Annotated in this window: 13 protein-coding genes; 6 read left to right on the top strand and 7 right to left on the bottom strand. The window is 41.2% G+C overall.

Annotated elements, in window-relative coordinates; translation table 11 throughout:
- Nucleotides 1-46: 46 nt before the first annotated feature.
- The 4 genes from ACP7AE_RS00780 to wecB form a co-directional block, all read right to left on the bottom strand.
- Nucleotides 47-2,230 (bottom strand): hypothetical protein, encoded by a 2,184-nt coding sequence (locus ACP7AE_RS00780; protein WP_426241018.1) that lies wholly within the window; start codon nucleotides 2,228-2,230, stop codon nucleotides 47-49.
- Complete coding sequence (locus tag ACP7AE_RS00775) at nucleotides 2,231-4,999, bottom strand: CgeB family protein (RefSeq protein WP_426241017.1); 2,769 nt, start codon at nucleotides 4,997-4,999, stop codon at nucleotides 2,231-2,233.
- A 96-nt stretch (nucleotides 5,000-5,095) separates the two neighbouring features.
- On the bottom strand, nucleotides 5,096-6,340 hold the full coding sequence (gene wecC / locus ACP7AE_RS00770) for a UDP-N-acetyl-D-mannosamine dehydrogenase (protein ID WP_426241016.1): 1,245 nt from the start codon (nucleotides 6,338-6,340) through the stop codon (nucleotides 5,096-5,098).
- 26 nt (nucleotides 6,341-6,366) lie between these two features.
- The gene (gene wecB, locus ACP7AE_RS00765; protein WP_426241015.1) at nucleotides 6,367-7,524 is read right to left on the bottom strand and encodes a non-hydrolyzing UDP-N-acetylglucosamine 2-epimerase; all 1,158 of its coding nucleotides are present in this window, start codon (nucleotides 7,522-7,524) and stop codon (nucleotides 6,367-6,369) included.
- Between the two features lie 332 nt (nucleotides 7,525-7,856).
- Between wecB and ACP7AE_RS00760 the strand changes: the two genes are divergently transcribed.
- Entirely contained in the window at nucleotides 7,857-9,431 is a 1,575-nt protein-coding gene (locus tag ACP7AE_RS00760) for an exonuclease SbcCD subunit D C-terminal domain-containing protein (RefSeq protein ID WP_426241014.1), read from the top strand.
- 101 nt (nucleotides 9,432-9,532) lie between these two features.
- Nucleotides 9,533-13,486 (top strand): AAA family ATPase, encoded by a 3,954-nt coding sequence (locus ACP7AE_RS00755; RefSeq protein WP_426241013.1) that lies wholly within the window; start codon nucleotides 9,533-9,535, stop codon nucleotides 13,484-13,486.
- Nucleotides 13,487-13,623: 137 nt separating this feature from the next.
- On the opposite strand, the gene ACP7AE_RS00750 is transcribed toward ACP7AE_RS00755, so the two are convergent.
- Complete coding sequence (locus ACP7AE_RS00750; RefSeq protein WP_426241012.1) at nucleotides 13,624-18,471, bottom strand: NAD-glutamate dehydrogenase; 4,848 nt, start codon at nucleotides 18,469-18,471, stop codon at nucleotides 13,624-13,626.
- A 457-nt stretch (nucleotides 18,472-18,928) separates the two neighbouring features.
- Here ACP7AE_RS00750 and purD point away from each other — a divergent pair, with 457 nt between their 5' ends.
- Nucleotides 18,929-20,266 (top strand): phosphoribosylamine--glycine ligase, encoded by a 1,338-nt coding sequence (gene purD / locus ACP7AE_RS00745; RefSeq protein ID WP_426241167.1) that lies wholly within the window; start codon nucleotides 18,929-18,931, stop codon nucleotides 20,264-20,266.
- Between the two features lie 298 nt (nucleotides 20,267-20,564).
- Nucleotides 20,565-21,959, top strand: a complete 1,395-nt coding sequence (locus ACP7AE_RS00740; RefSeq protein WP_426241011.1) for an ABC1 kinase family protein — start codon at nucleotides 20,565-20,567, stop codon at nucleotides 21,957-21,959.
- 154 nt (nucleotides 21,960-22,113) lie between these two features.
- Here the strand turns inward: ACP7AE_RS00740 and ACP7AE_RS00735 are convergent, their stop codons facing one another.
- Nucleotides 22,114-22,791, bottom strand: coding sequence for an SAM-dependent methyltransferase (locus ACP7AE_RS00735; protein ID WP_426241010.1), 678 nt, complete (start codon nucleotides 22,789-22,791; stop codon nucleotides 22,114-22,116).
- Between the two features lie 209 nt (nucleotides 22,792-23,000).
- On the opposite strand from ACP7AE_RS00735, the gene ACP7AE_RS00730 reads away from it, so the two are divergent.
- Both ACP7AE_RS00730 and ACP7AE_RS00725 read left to right on the top strand, forming a co-directional pair.
- Nucleotides 23,001-23,192, top strand: coding sequence for a DNA gyrase inhibitor YacG (locus ACP7AE_RS00730; RefSeq protein WP_296240463.1), 192 nt, complete (start codon nucleotides 23,001-23,003; stop codon nucleotides 23,190-23,192).
- Between the two features lie 47 nt (nucleotides 23,193-23,239).
- The gene (locus tag ACP7AE_RS00725) at nucleotides 23,240-24,421 is read left to right on the top strand and encodes an aspartate aminotransferase family protein (RefSeq protein ID WP_296240462.1); all 1,182 of its coding nucleotides are present in this window, start codon (nucleotides 23,240-23,242) and stop codon (nucleotides 24,419-24,421) included.
- 114 nt (nucleotides 24,422-24,535) lie between these two features.
- Here ACP7AE_RS00725 and ACP7AE_RS00720 read toward each other — a convergent pair whose 3' ends face one another.
- The gene (locus tag ACP7AE_RS00720) at nucleotides 24,536-25,435 is read right to left on the bottom strand and encodes a LysR family transcriptional regulator (protein ID WP_045448120.1); all 900 of its coding nucleotides are present in this window, start codon (nucleotides 25,433-25,435) and stop codon (nucleotides 24,536-24,538) included.
- Nucleotides 25,436-25,645 lie beyond the last annotated feature (210 nt).

The raw sequence follows: 25,645 nt of genomic DNA, 5'->3' as shown, positions 1-25,645 counted from the left end.
ATCATCTTGTAGATTAAGCGATGGAGTAAAAACCTAAAAAATTTTATTAAATATCACAGAGATGTCTAATTTCTGCTACAACTTTAGAATTAGAGAAGTTATCATGTGCATACTTATACAAGTATTGGTCACTAGGAAAAAACTTTATGGCATTTAAGATAAGATCGTCTATAGTTCCAGAGACATACTTTTTGGGATATACAGTGTCAGCACCATCCCAGTTATATATTAGTGGAAATGAGCCTGAAGCCATGCCCTCAGCTACAGCTTGATGACTTCCCTCAAAATCACTTGTCGAGAGTATATAACCTACTTTTTGAAACCATTCAGGCATATCATCCCCGTGTCCATCATAAATGATACTATCCTTCCATGGTGACACTTTAATTCTTTCATAGAGAGTATTGTACTGTTGCATTTCTTCAGTACGTCCCTTGCTAAGCATCCAAGGATAATCTTCTGGTCGCTTACCTTTGATTCGTAGTATATATCTATTGTCTTTTATCCAAAGCTTTTCGAATATATCTAGTGCGCGATCAAACCTTTTTCTCCATGGCACCATACCGATGAAGCCAAGAGTAAACTGAGCTTCAGGAAGTTTCGGTAGTCTAAACTTCTCTACATCAACTGTATTAAAAATCATCTTTGCTTTATATCGAGGAATACTGTGCATTGCAACGAACTCTTCATAACGATAGGGAGCAATAAATATAAAGTAGTCAATGTTATCAATTATAGAATCTCTAAGAAATTCAGGACGTTGATTTTCTTGTAGGTGAACTCTTACTACAAGCTTTTGACCTTTCTTTTTATTATGAGAATACCACTTTATATTTCCCAGCCCCCACTCACAAAATATAATATCCGCATCATTCAACAATGATTTGCTTATATCTTCATTATGGTCAGTATGATTTTTCCATTTATCAACAATTACATTATATTTGAAATCAGCTTCATAAGCCTGCATGACGTTTTTAATAAACTTTAAATCATGACCTGCAAATAGTATGGTTTTTTGAATAGGCAAATTATCTATAAGATATTTTGCACGATAGCTAACGTGCTCACAAGAATACTTATTAGCCTCTTGATCGTTGACGACTATTTTTCCATTTATAGCTTGATACATAGTATCTGAGATAGCTTCTATATCATCCTCTTTACAATAAGGATAATTGAGTTGGTCGAACATATCTGGTACACAGCCTTTGAGCATAGTTACTGCCAAAATAGGTTTTTTTGCCCCTAAATAATCAGCAAGCTTGCCAGGGTAAAAGGGTGTGTACTCTAAACCATAGTCACTAAAATCTGCATCTCGTAACAATAGACAATCTGCTTCTGTCATTAGGCTTAGACTGTCTAAGTAGCTTACAGTGCCATTGAAACTTACTGTATCTGCAAGACCGTAATCTGCTGCAGCTTTTATATAACGATCATTTGCACCAAAGAATTCTAATGTAAAGCGTCCTTTCATTTCAGGATGTTTTTGTAATAGTCGCTGTGCACCTAGCATGAAGGGCTCAGCAGTGCGCTTAAACTTATAAAGCATGCCAATATGCATAAAGCGGAATACACTAGTAATACTGCCAGTATTACTAGTGTTAACGCTATTACTTTTAGAGCTATTAGAATACATACGTTCATCAAAACAATGCGGTAGAATGAAGAATTTCTCTCTATCAACTGGTTGTGCCTGTGTAGCAGTTACTAGTTCTTGCTGATAATGATTAGTCACAATAATACGATCAGCTTGCTGTAATACCCGAGCTTCAGTTTGGCTATCTTCTTGCAGCATTGGGAATTTATAACTTTCATTGAACGGATTTGCAGCAATGGGATCCCCAAAAGAAGCTACCCACGGTAGTTCAAGGTTACGTTTTTTTATAGCCATGGCTGCCATATGAGATACAATTTCGTGAGAGTGCGAAATCATAGCTGAGTAATGATTTTCCTTTTTTAAAGTGTTATAGCATTCTAATACTTTATTAATATAATGTTCACGTGAGTCAGCATTGCGTGCATCTTCTGAAGGTACTTCAATCTCATAGCGGTTGAAACGGCTAGATGCAAAACGAAACATTGCATCATTATCCGGCTTATCAGCTCGCCTGATTTGCAAAACATCGTATTCGTAGCCTGTATCTTTTAGGCGTTTAAATAAATTGAATGCTGAAGAGCTTTTATAAGGGGGAAAATGCCACGATATAAGTAGAATTTTTTTAGTCATTTACAACTCTCCCCAATAAATAAAATCTTCTAACGCTTCAGCAGATATTTTGTCATTTACATTACATTTCAGGACCTTGTCATTACCATAATATTGCCTCTCATTATTATAGAAAGCGTGACCTAGTTTCATTGAATAAGAAGTAGTGTTATTAGACTTATTTAAGAACTGATGCGCAGTATCAAAATTTTCTAATTCTATAAAAAGATGCTTAGCAACGGCAGTCTGTGATTCAAATATCTTTTCAGCGCGTACTACATCAGTCTCGCTACTGGCAGTTATAGCTAGTGTCGCCTTGGGTACAGTGACTTCGACATCCATACCTAATAATCTACAGATTTGTTGAATACGGTGACCGTAAGTATGTTCACGCATGACTCTTCTAACCCCACGACGAGCTCTGTTTTCGTATATTAGCGATGAAGACTCGAGCTCTCTAAGCTGCTCTGTTATCGTCTGTTCCTTATTTGGCATAATAACCAAATCACCGAATAGCTCGCTTACGCCTACTGAATCATTACTAATAACAGGTGTCCCTGAGGCAAGAGACTCATATACTCGGCGAGCAAACATAGTGCTTGAATTTTGCACTGTATTCATATTAATCTGATACTTATAACCTTTATGAGCTTTCCACATATCCTCAGCTGGCAAACTGCCAACAATATGATGATGATAGTGATCAGGGTAAATAAAGTTCTCTACATCACGATAATGATTTCTATCAAAGATATCATAAGCCACTCCAGCCATTTCAATTTCGGACATAAGTTCATCAAAATCAGCGCAACGTTTGGATTTATCCCTATAATAAGAACCTGCAAATACTGCTTTATCTAGTCTTGAAATAGTAGGCACTGGATTATGAATCTTTGGCTGTGCAGCAAATGAAAGAGGATATACATCAATGTCAAAATCTGTTTTATAGCGTTCTACCATATTGATATCTGTAGTAATCGCCACGTCAAACAATTTAGCAACTGCCCCAAACTTTTCATAATGTGGTGGATCTTCTTTATTCCAAAAAACAGTTGGAATATTATTTTTCTTGCAGTACTGTAGCAATGGACCGAGCTTTCTTCCTCCGCCGCTTCCCCGAGTTAATGTACCCCAGTTACCATCATTACCTCGCCAGCAGCTTTCTACTAATAAAAAGTCTGGTTTAACTTTTTCTAATTGAGATGGCCAGTCTTCTTGAGTAATTTTAATAAGCTTAACTTCATGAGAGAGGCACTCAATAGTAAACTCATCTAATATACAGGCAACATTGAGATCTGATGTATAACGTTTATTGCTCGGATCAGAAGTAATAGGTTTAGGTAAAGGGTGGGATATAAGCCTTTGACGCTTAAACTCTTCCACTACCTTTTCATTGTAACAACAAGCTCTTAAACGAACATCTACTTGCTCATCATCTTTTAAACCCATGCCTGCTACTGAAATTTTTATACTTACCGCACTATCTGGTATTTTAATTTTAATTATGCTTTTGAGATCTTGTTCAATACTTGTACAATTATTATTTAAATAACGAAAAAGTTGATTAAATAGTGCTGAAACACCTAATCCTGGAATGTCCTGTATTTTATTGCCTGAAGCATCTAGAATATCCAATAATATTACAGCTTTACGAGAAGTCAGTTCACTTTTTAGACGATAAAGTACAGCGGCTGAAACTTCTAAAGTATCAACTTCTGCTTGCACTCCAAGTTGAGTTAACTCAACTTTATCGCCACTATTAACAGTGATATCAATCGGCGCTTCAGACGTTATAACCTCTTCTTTCTGCTCATTATAACAGTGAGCTTTTAGACGGAGATTTATTTGCTCGTCACCTTTTAACCCCATACCGGCTATATATATTTTTACACTAGCTATAGTAGGTGGTAGTTGGAGCTTAATAATATCCTTAAGGTTTTCTTCGACATTACTACAGTTATTATTGAGATAACGAAAGTATTGCCCAAAAGCTGCAGACACCCCTATACCATTTATATCTATATTCTGCACTTTAGTACCTGTAGCGTCTAAAAAGTCTAATAGCACAACAGCCTTACGAGAAATGAGTTCACTTTTTAGACGATACAGCACGGCTGCTGAAATCTCTAAAGTGTCACCTGATGATTGCACTTCAAGTTGGGTTAGTTCAATTACGTTATTATCTTTAATAGTTAGATCAACTAATACTTCTGAATTGAATTTATAATTTATATCAACATCGACTTCTTGATTTGGAGTATTAGATACTGACTCTATAATAAGATTATCTACAAGGTTATTATGGGGTTGATTTTTTAGTATAAAGTGATCTTCTTCTATCATGTTTAATACATTACCTAATATAGTGGTAACGCTTTGCTTAGTGTTTATATTTTGAGGCTTATTAGCAATACCTATCTTATTGCCCGTTAATCGATAACTCTCCAACAGTTTTTCATCCGTAAGAAGAATAATAGCCTTATCCACCAAGCTTGCACCCTTTAAACTAGGTAACTTTCTTTTACGTGACTCAGCATAAACTTTTAAGAGTTTGGAAGGAAGTTCTGTAGTAGAAGACTGCTTATTTAAGGTATCAATAATAGTCTTGCCAAGTTTATAAGAGATAGTATTATTCTCAGTTGTACTATCTTTTAAATCCCTATTCTCTGCTTCAAGATTACGAATATAGTTTGCTAGCTCATCGGCATTAATACTATGGTCTTTAGTGACGACTAAATCGTTTCGGTCGTCTTGACTCTTATTCTTAAATAATTTTTTAAATTTTTTCATAATATACTTGCCTAAATATAACTACCAGTTCAAACGTAATATTCTTTAGATGTACTATAAGCAGTTCAAGAGTGTCTACTTTATAGATTAGCTAAACTAGATATTACCAACCATATTCATAATTTGAATGTTTTTTAGAAGCGTCTTATCTTTAAACTCATCATGAGCAACCAAAATGGCGACGACATCCGCACGGTCAACGACTTCTGATAAAGATACCAACGTGCCGGCGGCTAACTTTTCAGGTAGTTGATTAATATTAGGTTCAACCAATAAGATATTTGCATTATCAGATTCAAGCATTTTTTGCGCGATATTTACCGCAGGGCTTTCACGTAGATCATCGATATTCGGTTTGAATGCTAACCCTAGTAACGCCACGGTTGGCTTTTCAATACCTTGTACTTTTAACTTATCGATTTCAGCATTGATTTTACCTATTACCCAGTCAGGCTTACTATCATTGATTTCACGAGCAGCTCGAATTATTTTAGCTTCATCAGGGTTTTGATTAACAATAAACCAAGGATCAACAGCGATACAGTGACCACCGACCCCAGCACCCGGCTGTAGGATATTGACACGTGGATGATGATTGGCCAGTTCGATCAGCTCCCAAACATTGATATCGAGCTTATCAGAGATGATAGATAACTCATTAGCAAAGGCAATGCTAACATCACGAGAAGCATTTTCTGTTAGCTTTGCCATCTCAGCCGTACGAGAGTTGGTTTCTAACAACTGGCCTTCTACAAAGATACGATAGACTTCTTGCGCTTTTTTAGTCGACTCTTTAGTCATACCACCGATGATACGGTCGTTAGAGATTAGCTCTTCCACAACCTTGCCAGGTAACACGCGCTCAGGACAATAAGCCACATAGATATCGGCTTCATTATCAGATTCATGATACTTGGGAAAGGTCAAATCAGGACGCGCCTCAGCAAGCCACTCAACCATCTGCTCTGTTGCACCTACTGGTGAAGTCGATTCTAAAATGACCAAATCGCCTTTTTCTAATAGTGGCGCCAAGGCTTTACTAACTGCATGAATATAAGATAAATCAGGGGTGTGGTCATCGCCCTTAAACGGTGTAGGTACGGCAATCAGATAAGCATCTGAGTGTACTGGCTTTAGGCTGGCTTTGAGTCTACCGTTATCCACAGCTTGCTTAACAATTGCTTCCAAACCTGGCTCAACGATATGAATCTTGCCTTGATTGATTGTATCGACCGCATGCTGATTCACATCGACACCGACGACATTGGCACCATGATGGGCGAACATCGCAGCTGTTGGCAAACCAATATAACCTAAACCAAACACACAAATATTTTTCATCTTAATCCCGTCTATTTAATATTAAGTTAGCTTAACGCTTCAGTTTTAGCAGTTTGCTCGTATAAGAACTCAACGATCGTCTTAGCAATACGTTGTGAGGCTTTACCATCACCATAAGGATTATGGGCTTGGCTCATTTTTAAATAAATAGCGTCGTTTTCAATCAGATTGCTAACTTCAGCGACGATGGTAGGACCGTGAGTACCTACTAGCTTAACGGTACCTGCCTCGACTGCTTCTTGGCGTTCAGTCGTTTCACGCATGACTAATACTGGAATACCAAGCGATGGCGCTTCCTCTTGAATACCACCTGAATCCGTGAGAATAATATGGCTAGTACTCATCAAATAGACAAAAGGCAGATAATCCTGTGGCGCAATAAGTTTGACATTATTAAGACCGCTTAGTAAGCGATTGACAGGCTCTTTAACATTAGGATTTAGATGAACAGGATAAACAAACTCATAGTCTGGATACTTTTGAGCCAGATCTTTGATTGCTTGGCAGATAGACTCAAAGCCTTCTCCAAAATTTTCACGGCGGTGACCCGTAATAAGGACCCGACGTTTATTAAAGTCCAATTCTGAAAACTCCTGCTGTAATTCCAATCGTAGTGATGCGTTATTTTCTAACTTATCTTTAACATCTAACAAGGCATCTACAACGGTGTTACCAGTAACATAGATGTATTCTGGGTTGTTATGCTCATCATACAAATTTTGCGCGGCAGCTTTGGTTGGTGAGAAGTGCAACTTGGTAATGACACTAGTTAGTTGTCTGTTAGCCTCTTCTGGCCAAGGTGAATAAAGACTATAGGTACGCAGCCCAGATTCAACGTGTCCGATCGGTATTTGTTGGTAAAATGCTGCTTGTGCACCGCATAGTGTGGTCGATGTATCGCCGTGTACCAGTACTAAATCAGGCTTGCATTCTTGTAAAATAGGCTCAAGTGCCATTAGCATTCTAGAGCTAGCTTGGGTCAGGCTCTGATTGCTTTTCATGATATCTAAATCATAGTCGGGAACTATCTCAAATAGAGCCAGCACCTTATCTAGCATTTCACGATGTTGGGCAGTCACACAAACGATGGATTGAATATCAGGATTGGCTTCTAAAGCTTTAACAACAGGCGCCATTTTAATCGCTTCAGGGCGTGTACCAAAAATACTAAGGACTTTTTTCATAGAAACACTTTTTTAGTTTTGTGAGAGTAAGAATGTCATGTAAGCCTTTAAAAGGTTTTGGGATATATAATTTTTCACTATCGATACAACTCAATAACAAACAGCATATTAGAGATAAAGTAAACGTTTATCAACCATTACATACCGCTTATCGGAGCCAATAAAAAAAATTACTTTTAAAAACAACTAATTATGACGTATAGGTTTTGTACGCAGTTTTAAAGAAATTATATCTATAGACGAAATCTTATATATGTCTTTAGACAGCCATCTCCAACATAGAAAATTTTGCTAGAATGAATACTTTCTATCAAATGTCCTTAAGCTCAATTATGTCCATACCTGCCGATACTAAATTCATGCCAAAACCACTCACTATCCTCCATACTTCCGACTGGCATTTGGGGCGTAGGCTTTATGGACGAATGCGTTATGACGAATTTGAGTCGTTTTTAGGTTGGCTACAAGACACCATTAGCCTGCAGAAAGTGGATATATTAATCGTTGCTGGTGATATTTTTGACACCATGACCCCAAGCAATAGAGCTCAAGCGCTATATTATGAATTTTTAGGAAAAGTTTCAAAATCATGCTGTCAACATATTGTCATCGTCGCAGGCAACCATGACTCTCCCACTTTTTTAGATGCACCAAGTAATGTACTCAAGTTTTTAAACGTCCATGTTATCGGTACGGCTTGTGAAGACTTAAACGATGAAGTATTGGTATTAGACGATACAAATGGAAACCCGCATTGTATTATTGCGGCTGTTCCCTATTTGCGTGATCGTGACGTGCGTAGCAGTCAGGCTGGCGAGTCGGCTGATAGCAAAGATGCCAATGTCATCAAAGGCATTCGCGCCCATTATGATGAAGTAGCTAGCATTGCCAAAGCCAAACAGGCTAAATTAGCCGACGCAAACCAGCGTCACATTCCCATCATTGCCACAGGGCATCTATTTGCAGCTGGTGGCACCACTACTGAAGACGATGGTGTGCGTGAGCTTTATGTCGGCTCACTCGGTAAGATTTCTGCTGACATGTTCGATGAAAGTTTTGACTATGTGGCGCTTGGACATTTGCATGTACCGCAACGCGTCGGTGGTCGTGAGAGCATTCGCTATTCAGGCTCGCCAATCGCGATGGGATTTGGCGAGGCAAAACAACAAAAACAAGTATTACTGGTACAGTTTGGTGCAGTAGCAAATGACATTAGCAGTCAAAAATCAGCCTCAAACAATGCAGTTGAAAGCATTATTCCTCAGCTGACCAATACCGTTACCCCGATTGAAAAACCTGTTAAGAAAGTAGCCAGTCAAACGACTGAATTTATGGATGACTTGTTTGGTTTTGACGAGCAATCAGAAAATAATGAGGTGACAAAAACTGCTACAAAAAACATCCCTGATCAGCAGGATCAAAACAACCAATCAATGCTTAAAAATCTCGATACTTCCAACAAAATACTGCATCGCGATGACTCTAATCAGATGCAAGTAGTATCACTACCTATTCCAAAGTTTCAACAACTGGCGCAAGTTTCAGGTGATTTGGAGTGTATTAATCAGGCTATAGATAAAACCATCCAAGCTCTTGATGCAAAAGAATCTGTTTGGCTTGAAATTATTTATACGGGTGATGATGTGGTCAGCGAGTTACGTGAGCACATCCAAACGATGGTAGATAATTTGCCGTGCGAGGTGTTAAAAATCAAAAATACTCGTACCTATAATAAAGTACTAAATCAACAACAGATCTCTGAGACGCTACAAGATTTAAATGAGGAAGAGGTATTTGAGCGCTGCTTAACTGCTCATAAGATCCCTAATGAGCAAAAATCATCCTTACGTGACGCCTATGATCAAATCGTTTATAACTTACGTCATGAAGATACTCAGGCTGAATAGCATTATGTAATCATAAACGATTTTGATAGAAGCTAGCTAGAATAACAGCTTCATTTCTCATTATTACCCTCATTTACTACCTATAAAAATAAGACTTTATCATGCGCCTAATCGAACTACGACTTAAAAATTTGAATTCTTTAAAAGGCGAATGGCACATTGATTTTAGTGACCCCGCTTTTCTTAATGAAGGTATTTTTGCCATTACTGGGCAAACGGGTGCTGGCAAGACGACCATATTGGATGCGATTTGCTTAGCACTCTATAGTCAGACGCCAAGACTGGGCGATATCACTGGTTCAACGAACGAGATAATGACCCAAGGTACAGGTGAATGCTCAGCAGAAGTCATTATAGAGATTGATTCCAAGCGTTATCAATGCTACTGGTATCAACATCGTGCCCACAAAAAAGCCAAGGGCAACCTATTACCAATTAAGCATGAGATTAGTGAGGTGCAGACCGGCAAGATTTTAGAAGAGAAGAAGTCCAAAACTTCTGCCTATATACAAAACCTCATCGGCATGGATTTTAATCAATTTACGCGCTCCATCATGCTCGCACAGGGCAGTTTTGCCGCGTTTTTAAAGTCTGATATCGGCGATAGAGCCGCGATTTTAGAGAAAATAACGGGCACTGCTATTTATGCCAAAATATCGTTAAACGTTCATGAAAAAAAACGCTCTGAGGAAGACGTGCTTGGCAAACTACAGGCAGGTGTGAATAGCTTGTCGTTATTAAGTATTGAAGGCGAAAAGCTACTGGTAGTAGATTTAGAGCGCTTTAACCAACAGCAAAACACACAGCGCCAAACCTTTAAAACCCTAAGTGAACAGCTACAGTGGCTGGATAGTGTTCAGCAGCTACAGCAAAACCTCTCGACCTATCAGGCCGATTTTGCAGCGGCAAAGCATACTCAGCAAACCTTTATTCCAGAAGCCCAGCGTTTAGATGGCGCTAATAAGGCTTTAGAGATTGATAGCTATTTCCGCGAGCTTAGCTACAGCCGAAATTTAGTCAAGCAGTTAGAGGTTGAGCAGCAAGATTTGCTTAATAAGATTCCAACTCAGCAAGCAGCGCTGGCACACGCCAACACTCATTTAAAGAATATCAATACCATTGACAAGCAAGCCACAGATAGCCTACATGCTACTTTGCCTATTATTGCAAAGACACGCGAGTTGGATGCTGAGATAAAACAGCACTCTTATTCTTTAGCTAGCGATAATCAGCGTAAAGAGGTATTAGTTAGTAACACTCAACAATTAGGTCAAGATATAGCTGACCACAAGCAAACAGAGCAAGATGTCAGAACTCAGCTTAGCAGTGTAGAAAAGTACTTTCGCGATTACCAAGAGCTAAACGACCTCGATACAGATATGGTGACCTTCGATAACAGCTGTAGCCGATTAAAGGCGCTGTTGGAAGATAATGCCAATCTAACAGCGGATAAACTTGCTTATAGTAATCAAGCCCGCATGCTACAGACTGATTTTGATAAGTTATATAAGCAGCAAAACGCAGAGAAATTATTGATAACGCAGCAACGCGAGCAACTTGCCAGCGTACAACAGCAGCAAGCCGCACTCATTCAAAACCAGCCCATTGCTAATATGCGTAGCGAGCAAGAGCAAGTCGATCAAATAAGCACCCAGATTGTGCAAGCCCATATTAAGCTAGAACAGCTGTCTGAGCGTACCAGCCAAATTCAACACATCAATGCAACGTTACCCACACTGAATCAAGAGCTTAAGACTTTAGAAGGTTTGATTGCCAGTCACAAGATAAATATTGAAGAGGCTAAGCTCAAAAAACAAGATAAGAAAGAGCATCTACATCTACTACAAAAGGTCGCTAAGCTTGAAGATTATATAGTAGAGCTAGAGGATGGGTCGCCCTGCCCGCTTTGCGGCGCGCATGAGCATCCTTATGGTAAACATCATCCGTTATTAGACCCTAGTACCAAGAATAATAATACCGACGCCAATGACGATCAAAACCAGTCGTCCACAATAAAACAGACTAAGGCGCAATTAACTCAGCAGCACATAGCTGAATTAGAAACTATTATTGATAATCTTGAGCAGACTTTATCTAAACATCGTATCGACCATGCCACCAAAAAAGAAGCCATCAATAATCAACAGCAGCAGTTAGCGCCCTTGCAGCAGCAATCTAAAATTTTACACGCTGATATTCAGTCTAACCTTTCCTCGCTATTTAACAGTGAAAATAGTTATTCGAAATCGACTGTGGCAATTATCGATCCACTTGCGCAGATTAACAACGATACTGATATTCATATTGATCACGGCTTATCCTTATTAGACACCATCAAGCACAAACTGACTGAGCATAAACAGTCTCTTAAAACGATAGTCGTCAAATATGACAACCTAGCTGAAAGTGCTGCAACGCTCAGTGTTGCCATCGAAGGCGATGAACAGCAGCAACAGCTACTTAGTCGCGCCATTAATAATCTGACGACTGATATCAAGCTAAATGCTCAAAAAATTGAAAGTGTCGAAGATAAGATTGCCGCTAATTTTTCTGCACTCATACCCATGATGACCAATATTTCATCTTTGGTGAGTAAGTACCCAACGGCTAAATACGAGAATCATTTAACGATGGCGCTCAAAGCGACTGACGTTCAAGGCGCACTGCAGCAGCTCATTGAAAGCCTTCATAAGCAAACAGTATTAGCAAGCGCAGATTATGATGAGCATATTGACCAGTTGCGGGCACAACGTCATGCTTTGAAGCAATTAAAGCAATATCACCATGAGCAAAGTAGCCGCCAACAGCAACTCACCAATACTCTGAGCAGCCTGACTGCGAATATTGAGAGTAAGCAAGCACAGCTCGCCAATGATGAGACCGCACTCAAAGAATTAGAGACATTAATTGATAATAAAACAGAGGATATCGAAAAATTAAAGACAGATAGAAAAGCGCTATTCGCAGATAAAGATACAGATTATGAAGAAAACCAGTTACGCAGCGCTGCTGATGAGGCTAAAGCCAAACAAATCATAGCGCAAAGACAGCTAGATTCTGTACTGCAATCTTTAGAGCAATTAAAGCTCAGAGAGCAACAGCTAGCCAAAGAGCGACAGTTGGCGACTACTACCGTAAATACACAGGACAGTATTTTTACTAACTTACTCGCAGAGTCAAAGTTCGCCGATGAAGCAGATTTTTTGAGTGCGCGTCTGCCTAAAGAAGAGCGTGAGGCATTACATATACGTAAACTAGCGATTGATAATGCCCTACAACAGGCTAAGTTGCAGTTAAATAATACCCAGCAAACGTTAGAGCAAAAACTTGCCACGCCTATGACAGATGAAGACCGAGAAACACTTGCTGGCAAGCATCATCAAATACAGACGGATATCGATGAGTTAAGTCAAAAAATCGGTGCGATTGACCAAAAGCTTAAGGATAACGACAGCCAAAAAGGGCAACAGGCGACACAGCTGATGGCAATCGATGAACAAAAACAAAAACTACAAGTTTGGCAGCAGCTACATACGTTAATTGGTTCTGCTGATGGCAAAAAATATCGTACCTTTGCGCAAGGCTTAACGTTTGAGGTCATGATTAGCCATGCCAATACGCAACTGCAAAAAATGAGTGACCGCTATTTGCTCATTCATGATGACAGTAATCCGCTGGAGCTTAATGTGATTGATAACTATCAAGGCGGTGATATTCGCAGTACCAAAAATCTATCGGGCGGTGAAGGATTCATTATCAGCTTGGCGCTCGCCCTTGGGTTATCGCAGATGGCGAGTCACAACATTCGCGTGGATTCACTGTTTTTGGATGAAGGGTTTGGTACGCTTGATGAAGAGTCGCTTGATATTGCGCTCGACACCTTAACGAGCTTACAACAAGAAGGTAAGCTTATTGGCATAATCTCTCACGTACAGGCATTAAAAGATCGCATCTTGACTCAAATCAAGGTTGAAAAAATCTCCGGCGGTTTTAGCCAAATCAGTGGTCAAGGCTGTCGCCGAGTGGTCAATGTTACTAATGAAAAAGCTTCGTAAGCTAAAGCTTGCATCACGTCGTTGATTACTTTTTACGCTTAGCCAGACAATAAAAAACCACCGTTAATTAATAACGGTGGTTTTTTTGAAAAGATCTTTATCTTGTTGTTTATTGAATGACTACTTAGTTAGTTTAGTTACTTAGTGACTAAACCGCTTAGCTCACTCATCAATACTGACAACGTTGAAAGACCAATTTGACCATTTTCATCATTGCTATGTAGATTATCTAACTTGCTCATCTCTGTGGTGACAGACTCCAGATGATCCAGGTGACGTGAACGCCATTCACCAAACGCTTGCTTCGCATCAGGTTTAGATAGTATGGCATCCATCAGTAGACGTAGACTACGTGACAGCTCATTCATCAACGCATGGCGTGCGCGGCGATCCCAGTAGTCTTGCTGTGGTAAAGTGGCGATGTTGTCCATCATCCAATCTAACTGCAAGACGTGATAGGCATCAAAGTACAATGTTGCAATCTCATCAACAGGACGCTCATATTGCTCAGCGAGCAGTGCGGCATCAAGTGCATCAACATGATAAGGCAGCATCGCAAACAACGCAGCATCACTATTAGACAGATCATCCTGCATCAGGCTAGTGGTGTCTTCTTGCAAGTATTCTGCAAATTGTTGCTCAATAAATCCGCCTGATTTGGTTAATTTCTCAACACTATCGCTAAAGCGACTGATCATGTCAGCGACTTGCAATTCTTGACCAAAGGCATTGATAAACCAAACAACACCTTGCTCAAGCGCGTCACGTAGACGCAGCTCAAGAGTTAGCAGTAATGTAGCATCGACTTGATTGTCCAGCGCTTCAAGGGTGTTCCAAGCTTTTGATACATTGAAGACATCACGGCTAATCGCATAACCACGCACGATGGTCGCCAGCGATTGATCTGTTTCTTCATAAAGACGGAACAGTGCTTCAATACCCAAACGATTGACCACACTATTGGTCAAATAGGTGCTGATAATCTCACGATGTAAGCGGTGTTCAGTCATCTCATCAAAGAACCGCGTCGCCAGCTCATCAGGGAAATACTTGCGCAGCTCATTGATAAAGTACGCATCATCTGGCAAGTCTGATGATAATAAGTTGTCATACACCCACATTTTGCCATAAGCCATGACAACTGCCAGCTCAGGGTTGGTCAAGCCAGTATCTGCTTTTTGACGTTTGGCAATTTCTTCATCTGATGGCAGATATTCAATCGCCCGATCAAGACGCCCTTCGCCTTCTAACATCTGAATAAAACGCTGATGATCGCTTAAGTTAGCCGCCGCACGAATGTGGCTAAGCTCAATGGCTTGTGGCTGAAGGTAATTTTGACGCAATACCAGTTCTGCCACGCTATCAGTCATGCTCTCAAGCAACTCATTACGCTGCTTTAAGGTCATGTCGCCTTGCTCGACTACTTTACCAAGTAAAATTTTGATATTTACTTCATGATCTGAGCAGTTTACGCCGCCTGAGTTATCGATAGCGTCGGTATAAATGCGACCGCCTGTTTGTGCATATTCGATACGTCCTTGCTGGGTAAAGCCTAAGTTACCACCTTCACCAACGATAGCCGTACGTAGCTCATTGCCGTTGACCCGTACGGCGTCATTGGCACGGTCGCCGACATCAGCATGGCTCTCATTCACGCTTTTCACGTAAGTACCAATACCGCCATTCCAAATAAGGTCAACAGGCGATTTTAACAGCGCACTGATTAACTCATTGGGTGCCATGCTGTCTTCAGCGATATCAAAACGCTGTTTCATCTCAGCACTGAGCGTGATGCTCTTATCTTGGCGGGAGAAAACGCCACCTCCTTGGCTAATAAGTGACTTTTCATAGTCATCCCACGTCGAACGCGGCATGTCAAATAAGCGGGCACGTTCTGCGTGTGAAGCAGCAGCATCTGGATTAGGATCAATAAAGATATGTAGATGGTTAAATGCGGCGACCAGCTGGGTATGGGTTGATAGCAGCATGCCATTGCCGAATACGTCACCACTCATATCACCAATACCAACCACGGTAAAGTTATCACGGTTCTGAATGTCCATGCCGCGCATACGGAAGTGGCGTTTGACCGACTCCCAACCACCGCGTGCAGTGATACCCATGGCTTTGTGATCGTAACCAACCGAGCCACCTGAGGCAAAGGCATCGTCGAGCCAGAAATCATATTCAGCAGACAAGGCATTCGCAATATCAGAGAAGCTAGCGGTTCCTTTATCAGCCGCGACCACTAAGTACGGATCATCTTCATCATGACGCACGGTGTTGGCTGGCGGGACAATTTTTCCATCAACGATATTATCCGTCACATCGAGCATGCCGCGTAGGAATGCTTGATAACAAGCAATGCCTTCGGCTTGGAATGCGTCGCGACCATCTGCCATGGTTTTGGTTTTGACGATAAAACCGCCTTTTGAACCAACAGGAACAATCACCGCGTTTTTGACCATTTGTGCTTTGACCAAACCAAGCACTTCGGTGCGGAAATCTTCCATACGATCCGACCAACGCAGACCACCACGAGCCACTTTACCACCGCGCAAATGCACCGCTTCAACACGCGGCGAATACACGAATATCTCAAACATCGGTTTTGGTTTTGGTAGATTAGGAATATCTGCTGCCAAAAACTTAAACGATAAACGATCTTTACGCTGACCATCGCTATCGGTTTGATAGAAGTTAGTGCGTACCATGGCGTTAATTAAATCTAAATACCAACGCAAGATACGGTCTTCATCCAAGCTATCCACACCTGCCAATGCCGCCGTGATCTGCTGTTGAATCTGCGCGGTTTTTTCTGTGCGTTCATCTTCACTGTACTTAGGGTTCATACGGGCATCAAACAGACTACCGAGCGCCACGCTAATGTCGCTATTTTTTACTACCGTTTGCTGAATATAAGTACTAGAGAATGGTGCTTTCGCTTGCATCATATAACGTGATAATGCTCGTAGTACCACCACATCATAAGTATCTAAGTTGGTCGTCAATACCAATTCGTTAAAGGAGTCACTCTCGACATGTCCCGCCCAAATCTGTTTGAGACTGTCTTCAAACTGACCACGCACCACTTGCATGTTGACAGTATCGACATGCTCCAGTGTTAGCTCATACTCTTGCATCCAAATGGGCTGCTCTGGCAAATCAAACTCATAGGTTTGTGCTGAAATGACAGACACACCAAAGTTTTCAAGGATTGGCAGGACTTTAGACAAAATAACAGGCTGTTCACGACCATACAGTTTTAGGTGTAATTGATTGCTTGCATCGCCCGTTGACTGGTATAAATGCCAAATCATCGGCTGTTCTGCTGTCAATACAGCCAAACGCTTGGTGTCTTCAACCGCAGTACGGGCATCAAAACGCTCTTGATAAGCCGCAGGGATATAATTCAAAAAGCGACGGTTTAAAGCATTTGCTTGTTGCTCACCCACATTATCCAGCAGCATTTTTTGATAGCTGTCGCTCCATGATTGCATTAAAGCAGATAGTTTGGCTTCAAGTGCCACAGTATCGACGTCTTTCACTTGACCTGGCACCGTACGCACATGGACATGCACACGTGCGTGAGCTGATTCATTGAATTCGGTGGTAAACCCTGATGATGTGCCACCGTAGGCTTCTTTTAGGACGTTCTGTACTTTGATACGTAGCTCAGTGTTGAACTTGTCGCGCGGGATATAGACCAAACATGAGACAAAACGCTGATAATGATCCACACGGCTGAATAGGCGCAGGCTCTTTTTATCTTGCAACTGGCTGATACCAGAAACGATAGGATATAGCTCTTCAACGCTGGCTTGAAAGAGGTCGTCACGCGGCAAGGTGTTAATCACATGCATCATTTTATGGTGCGCATGACCGTCACGCGGCAGTTCTGCCATCGCCATAATCTTATTGGCTTTGTCACGTAATAACGGAATTTGCTGTACCGTTAGTTGATACGCTTGTGAGGTCAATAGACCAATAAATCGATATTCACCAACCAGCTTACCATTGTCATCAAACTTATGAATACCCAAAAAGTCCATATATACAGGACGATGCACAGGCGATACACGGCTTGATTTGGACAACATCAATACGCGCGGTTCAGTCAATAGCTGCTTTAATACTTTTGGCAATTGGCTAAAACTTTCTGACAGTTTATCCTCTTCAGCACCGCGTAATAGACCAAGACCGCTATTACCAATGGCGAATAAATCTAAATCAGCAGGTTCAGCATTCACTTCGACAGCCTGCCCGCCTTCCAAACGGTATTCACGATAACCCAAGAATATAAAATGATCGTCTAATATCCAATCTAAAAATGCTTGTATCTCTTGCTGCGAGTAAAAAACTTCTGGCAGTGGCTTGTTTGATAGCTCAGCTTTGATATCCGTCAACTGCGCACGCATCTGCTTCCAATCGCCAACGACTGTATCTAGCGTATCAATTTTTGCTAATAACATTTGCTGTAATGCAGCCAGATCTTCATCATCTTGATAGGCAATTTCACAATGAATCAAAGACAAATGAGAGGTCGCGCTTTCATGTGCGCCTTCGACATGAGTAATATGACCATTATCATCACGTGCAACACTGACAATGATGTTATAAGTACGATGAACATCGATACCTTCAGACTCAAGACTCATCAAAATCGTATCGACTAAAAACGGTCTGTCATAGGCAACAATTTGAATAACCGTATGTGAGCTGTGAAAATGCTGTTCTTCTGCTTTGGGGTTCAGCACCTTCAGTTGTGGCTTGCTGCCATCATAGGCTTGGAGCAACGTAAAATGATGTAATGCCATGCCCGCTAGGTCAGCATTACTGATAGTCTCAGCTGCCTCTGCGTGCAATGGCTGATAATAGCTATGAATAAAATGATCAAATAATGATTTGTCTTTTTGTACATAACTGGTAGCAATATCGCTTATCTGGCTGATGCGCTCTTTTGCGATACTGAGGGAGTTTGGCATGTCCTTCATCCTTTTTTATAGATTTGATTTATCATTTATTTAAGTTTATTAATTCGTATTAACTAATGGCACCGCATAAATATATGAAACATTATTGGTGCTGCGGAGCAGTATATCCATTTACGCAATTTATTCTGTTTTTTCTTGATATTTTAAGTTTCTCTCCTTTTTTCACCCTTATTTTTAGGAATATGTCGCAATTGGGATTTAATACCATTAATTTAGTGAAGTGTAACGTACATAGCGCGCCAGCTAAAGCGTACAACATCATTTCATGAATCAGCAACATGTCGATAACATTTACTCATGAGACAGGTTTTTCCGTTTATTGATGATTAATTGCTGGCAAGTGGATACTCATGGCAATCGGTACGACTTTTTTGTTAGAATATGCCAGTATATTTGAGAGTGTGTGGCTAACTCATAATTAACTTTAATGCTAAGGGCAAGACGTATGATGAATATTTTGGTGATTGGTTCAGGTGGTCGCGAACACGCGCTAGCGTGGCAATGTGCAAAAGACGATAAGGTCAATAATGTCTACGTCGCGCCTGGTAATGCTGGTACAGCGCTTGAACCTAAATGCCAAAACGTTGTCCTAATATCGACAGTATCTACTGACGAGAACGCTAGTGAACATAGTGCAATCATCGATTTTTGCCAAAACAATGCCATTGACATGGTCATTGTTGGACCAGAAGCGCCTTTGGTCACTGGTATCGTTGATGCTTGCCGCGATGCTGGAATTCAAGCGTGGGGACCAACAGCATACTGTGCGCAGTTAGAAGGCTCCAAAACCTTCGCCAAAGAATTTATGGAGCAAAACAATATCCCTACTGCAGCCTACAAAGGTTTCACCGAAGCGGTGGCTGCCAAAGCTTATATCGATGAACAAGGTGCACCCATCGTTATCAAAGCCGATGGCCTTGCCGCTGGTAAAGGGGTCATCGTCGCAGAAACTATCGAACAGGCATATGAGGCCATCGATGATATGCTTGCGGACAATAAGTTTGGTGATGCAGGCAGCCGTGTGGTGATTGAGCAGTTTTTGCAAGGTGAAGAAGCCAGCTTTATCTGCATGATTGATGGTAAAAATATCTTGCCAATGGCAACAAGCCAAGACCATAAACGGGCTTTTGAAGGCGATACAGGTCCGAACACAGGCGGTATGGGAGCATACTCTCCTGCGCCAGTGGTCACTCAAGATGTCCATGAAAAAGTCATGACCCAAGTCATTCAGCCAGTGGTTGATGCAATGAATAATGCGGGTCACCCTTATACGGGATTTTTATATGCAGGTCTCATGATTGATGAAGCAGGTGACCCTTATGTGATCGAATTTAACTGCCGTTTTGGTGATCCAGAAACTCAGCCTATCTTAATGCGTTTACAATCATCAATGGTAGATTTAGTGGCACAAGGTCTAGCAGGACAGTTGCCTAGCGATGCTCAATGGGATAGCCGCCCTGCCCTCGGTATCGTCATTGCTTCAAAAGGCTATCCTGAAACATCATCAAAAGGTGATGTGATTGCTGGCTTGCCAGAACTAGATGACAATAATGACAACGCTGTCAAAGTCTTCCATGCTGGCACTGCTTTTTCTGACAGCGATGCCATAGACCGTGAAAAAGAAGTGGTGACGAATGGCGGACGTGTATTATGCGTGACTGCTCTTGCAGATAGTATTTCAGATGCTCAGCAAGCCGCACTTGCGGTAACAGGTGCGATTAGTTTCGATGGTGCACAGTATCGCCGTGATATTGGGCATCATGCCATTGCTCGTAAAAACAGTTAAAAATCAATATTACTCAGGCGAGGGCTGTTCGCAGTTTCAGTCTGATATACCAAATTACTTTTAGTTTTTATGATTTGACCTAGCATGATGCTAGGTCTTATTTTTTGATATTATTTTTTACGAAATTATAATCTGCAAATATATACTGCGGCTTACAAAGTAACTGCTATTGGCAAGCTTAGGCTCATCAACCAAATGTGCTTTATATGATACAATTTTGTACCCGTACATCGCATCTCCCTTGTATTGTAGGTTTTGAACCCACAAATCAATACCAACTGGATGAATGATTATATTTATGGCAAATGATACGTCTAAATCTTCTAGCACCAAGCAATCCATCGACAACTTAAAAACCTCAGGGTTTGATAGACGAATGTCGATTGCTAAAACTTCCTTAAATATTGGTCGCCGCTGGGCGGGTAATAGTGTGTCTGGCATGTTCTTAAATAAAGAAGCTCGCACAGCACGTAACCAAGTATTTATGGAAGCCCAAGCAAACTACCTCGCAGAAGAGCTAGGTAAGCTAAAAGGTTCGGTCGTCAAAATTGGTCAAATGCTAGCGATTTATGGCGAACATATTTTGCCACCAGAAATTACCCGTGCCTTGCAAACGCTCAATGACGATACCGCTACGTTATCATGGCCAACCATGCAACAAACCCTGCAGCAATTATTGGGCGAAAAACTACATGAATTAGATGTTGATACGGTTCCTATAGGCACTGCGTCTCTCGCCCAAGTTCATCGCGCCACCGTGATTGCAACTGGAGAGCAAGTTGTATTAAAAATTCAGTATCCGGGTGTTGCTGATGCGATCAACTCAGATCTTGCTTTATTTAAGCAACTATTAAGAGTAAGTAATATCGTTCCGCAGACCCGTTCGCTCGATGCTTGGTTCGAAGAGATACGTGACCTACTCCATCATGAAGTGGACTATGAAGCTGAAGCCGCGACGACAGAACGGTTTTATGACCGTCTGAGTAATGATCCGCGTTACATAGTTCCCAAGATTAATCGCACTTATTCCAAAAAACGCCTACTCTGTATGTCTTATGAGCCAGGTATTACCGTAGTTTCTGAGGCATTACAATTATTACCTCATGAGCGTCGTAACGCTATTGGTCAGGCAGCCATCGAAATCATGATGCAAGAGATTTTTGTGTGGGGCGAAATGCAGACGGACCCCAACTTTGGTAATTATCTGGTTCGTGTCAGTGAAAATGAAGGTGATATTGATAAATTAGTATTGTTAGATTTTGGTGCTATTCGTCAATTTGATAACAACCTTTTGACCATTGCGCATGGCTTACTAAAAGCTGGTTACTGCCATGACCATCAGGCGATGATGCTTGCGATGACGGGTTATGACTTCTTTGATAGTATGAGTGATAAAGTACGCTCTGATATGGCGTCACTATTTTTATTGGCAACCGAACCGTTTAGTGATCCGGCGACCAATCCTGATATTCCTAGCGATTGTCTAGATAAGGACGACCGTTATATTTGGGCGAACAGCAAACTCCACTCTCGCCTCTCAACACAAGCCACAAAAGCGATGCAGTCTTTTGAGTTTAACTTACCACCAAAAGAATTTATGTTTATTAGTCGAAAATTTATTGGTGCTTATACCTTTTTGACGGTGCTTGATGCTTATACTGATTCGGATACTTTAGTAAAACCTTATTTGTAGTTTTGATTGAAGAAAATTTTCTCTAATAGTAAGTAATTTTTGAACCGCCCTTTTGTGGCGGTTTTATTCTTTAGCATTTTTTTGCTTAGGCTATTTTATATATTATAAATTAGCACTTATTATCGGCAAGATTTATTTCGATTTATTACTTAGGTTATTTAACCTGATTCACAGTATCAGCCTGCCACTCATCAAACCTAGTTTTATAACCCTCCGGCTTACGCATATTAAGCTCCCAGCATACCTCTCCACGGGCTAAATATTTTATTTCAAAATGCGTGCGCTGACTGTCATCAGCGACTTGATAGCGCTCATTAGGCAACGACCATGTCTCCGTTGCTTGCTGCTCTGCATTATTGATATAGGCTTCGATGTTGGTTACTAGTACCACCTCTCCACCTACTTGCAAGCGTGACAATAAAAACTCGAAGAAAGGCATGTTTAGCCATTGCTGGTTGGGATTGTGCTGTTCAGGATTGGGGTACAGTATGAAGATTTGACTGACACTATTGGGTTTAATGGCATGCACAATCCATGCGATCGCATCAGCATGAATGGCAGTTAAATTCGGTGAATCTTGTAGCACTGCCAGTTTGGCAAAAGCGTCAAACTTATTGCGTGTACGTTCAATTGCAATCAGATGCTTATCGGTATTTTTTGCGGCGAAACCAAGCGCATGCTTACCCTTCCCTGCACCAATTTCTAATATTAAAGGGACAGTGCCTTTATTGTCGTGAATGATATTTGGCATAATAAAATCACGTGGTGCTGAAAGCTTTTCTGGTTGAAATGCTCGCTGTTGCTGATGTGTAAGCTCAATATTGTCGGTCATCTACTATCCTTAAAGTATTTGTCTTTTACCATTATTCAGGCGCATGCTATTATATAGCCAATCCACTTCAATAGTAATATGGCGACAGCGAGTAACGCGCTATCGTAGTCTATCAAGCGCATACGAGATAAAAATAGATGCAATTACCGACTGCCGCTCGCTAATGATGTTAATCATACAAATAAATTGAGGATACTCTCACCCTTATCATGACTGAATCTACCCCCAATACTTCTCCTAAAACCTATCCTTGCCCACGTTGTGGCACTAAAACAGCATGGCAATACAATAAGTACAAACCGTTTTGTAGCAGTCAATGCAAACTTATCGACTTAGGTGCATGGGCAAATGAAGACTATACCTTACCTGCAGAAACCACGCCTTTTTCTGACGAGCTATAATTAACACCTTCTCTTTTAACTAATTTATCATCTTAAGGATGTTTTATATGTCTGCTACTTATCTGATGCCCACTTATAACCGCCAGCCAATCAGCTTCACACGCGGTTCAGGCAGCTGGCTATATACCAAAGATGACACGCCTTATTTAGATGCGCTGACTGGTATTGCCGTATGCGGTCTAGGGCATTGCCACCCGCAAGTGACTGACGCCATTCAGCAGCAAGCAGCGACTTTAGTACATACCAGTAATTTATTCGGTATTGACTGGCAAGAGCGTGCGGGTGAAGTGCTATGTACAGCCGCCCAAATGGACAGTGTGTTTTTTGCCAATAGTGGTGCTGAAGCAAACGAGGCGGCGCTCAAATTGGCGCGTCTATATGCCTATCAGCAAGGTTTTAAACGCCCAAAAGTCATCGTTATGGAGCAGTCATTCCATGGTCGTACCTTATTATCATTGTCAGCCACCGCCAACCCAAAAGCCCGTGAAGGGTTTTACACATTAGATGATGACTTTATCCGTGTACCATTTGGCGATATTGCCGCGATTAAGCAAGCCGCGCAAGATCATGATGAAATTTGCGCCATCTTTGTAGAGCCTATTCAAGGCGAAGGGGGTTTAAATACTGCTGCCAACGGATTTACGTATCTTGAAGAATTACAAGCAGAGTGTGAAGCCCATAACTGGTTATTTATGCTAGATGAAGTGCAAACAGGTAATGGCCGTACGGGTAAATACTTCGCTTATCAACATAGTAATGCGCGTCCTGATGTATTGACGACAGCTAAGGGCTTGGGTAACGGTTTTCCAGTAGGCGCATGTATGGTACGTGGCCGCGCTAATGGTCTGTTTGGTGCTGGTAGTCATGGCTCTACTTATGGTGGTACGCCGCTAGCCAGTCGTGTGGTACATAGCGTATATGACGTATTGGCTAACAGTGATATCATGACCAATGCCGTGACCGAAGGGCTGTTTATTCGAGAGACGCTGGTCGATACACTAGGACAATATGGCGTCAGCAGTCGTGGTGCAGGTATGATGATTGGTATCGCTTTGCCTGAAGACATGGACTGTAGTCAGTTGGTTGAGCGTGCGCGTGATGAACAAAAGCTAATCATCAATGTCACTGGTGGGCATGTTGTGCGCTTGCTACCGCCGCTTAATATGAGCCGCGATGAGAGCACACAACTGGCTGAGCGTTTGATTGACTTGCTAAAACCATCATTTTAGATAATTGGTTACATTAAACGCTAACACTAAAAAAGCCTATAGATAATATGTCTATAGGCTTTTTGCTTTTGGAGGCTTTAAACTACTCTCTACGGTGCATTATTCAAACGTCATCTAATTGGCGTGAAAGTACTTTTTTAACACCTCTAAACAGCGAGTGATTTTGGCTGGCTGTTGATCACGGTTTAAGGTGACGGCATATAGTACAAAACTTGGTAATTGATAACCGGTCAACACTTCGACCAAATCACCATTTTCAAGCTCTTTTTTGATGTCCATTTCCATCATTCTAACCAAGCCATGACCTTCTTTTGCCAAGGTGGTCGCCATAAAGACATTATTGGTATAAATGCGTGAATTCATTTTCGTGCGCGTCTTCTTACCCGTTTCTGTCTGAATGAGATCAATTTGATTGGCATCTTTCATGATTTCAATACAAATCAGCTGATGGTCAGCCAAATCTTTAGGCGTCTGCAGTTTGGTATGTTGGCGTAGATACTGCGGTGAAGCAACCAACATTTGGCGCACATCGGTCAATGGATGACTGCTGAGGCTCGAGTCATTAATCGATGGACTCATACGAATCGCAATATCGATCCGCTCATCAATCATGTCAATATAGTGGTTGTCTGCCAGGTAGGTAATGCTAAGATCATCATGTGCCGCCATCCACGTAGAGAGTGCCGGCAAGATGTGATTAACACCAAGCTCTGGTGTTGTCGCCACTCGTAAACTTCCTGCCAACTCATCACGCAACTGATTGACCTTAATCCGGCCTTGTTCAGCAGCACTTACCACATCCTTTGCGGCTTCATAAAAGCTTTCGCCAGCTTCTGTTAAGCTCAGCTTACGAGTTGAGCGGTGTAATAGCACGACGCCCAGCTCATTTTCTAATGAGCGGATTTGCTGACTGACTGCACTGGTTGTAATGCCAAGCTCACGTGCTGAGCCACTAAAAGAGCCATGTCCAACCACACTGGCGAACACAGCCATACCGCGTAAATTATCCAACATATTCTCACCTAAACTTCATTTCAGTTTTTAATATAACTTAACCATTATAACGAATCTTAATTTATCTTATCGTTATTAAATATTTCTCTCTTGTTTAAAAAAGCCCATTTAATCTGCAATAAAAACAAAAATATCAAGGCGATAGTACAACATCGTCTTGATATTTTATATGAAAGTTGTCTTTAATAACTATATAGACTTTTAAATAAT

Source organism: Psychrobacter sp. TWP2-1-2 (genome assembly GCF_049896785.1).
Classification (GTDB): Bacteria; Pseudomonadota; Gammaproteobacteria; order Pseudomonadales; family Moraxellaceae; genus Psychrobacter.
This window is presented reverse-complemented; position numbering and strand designations above follow the sequence as displayed.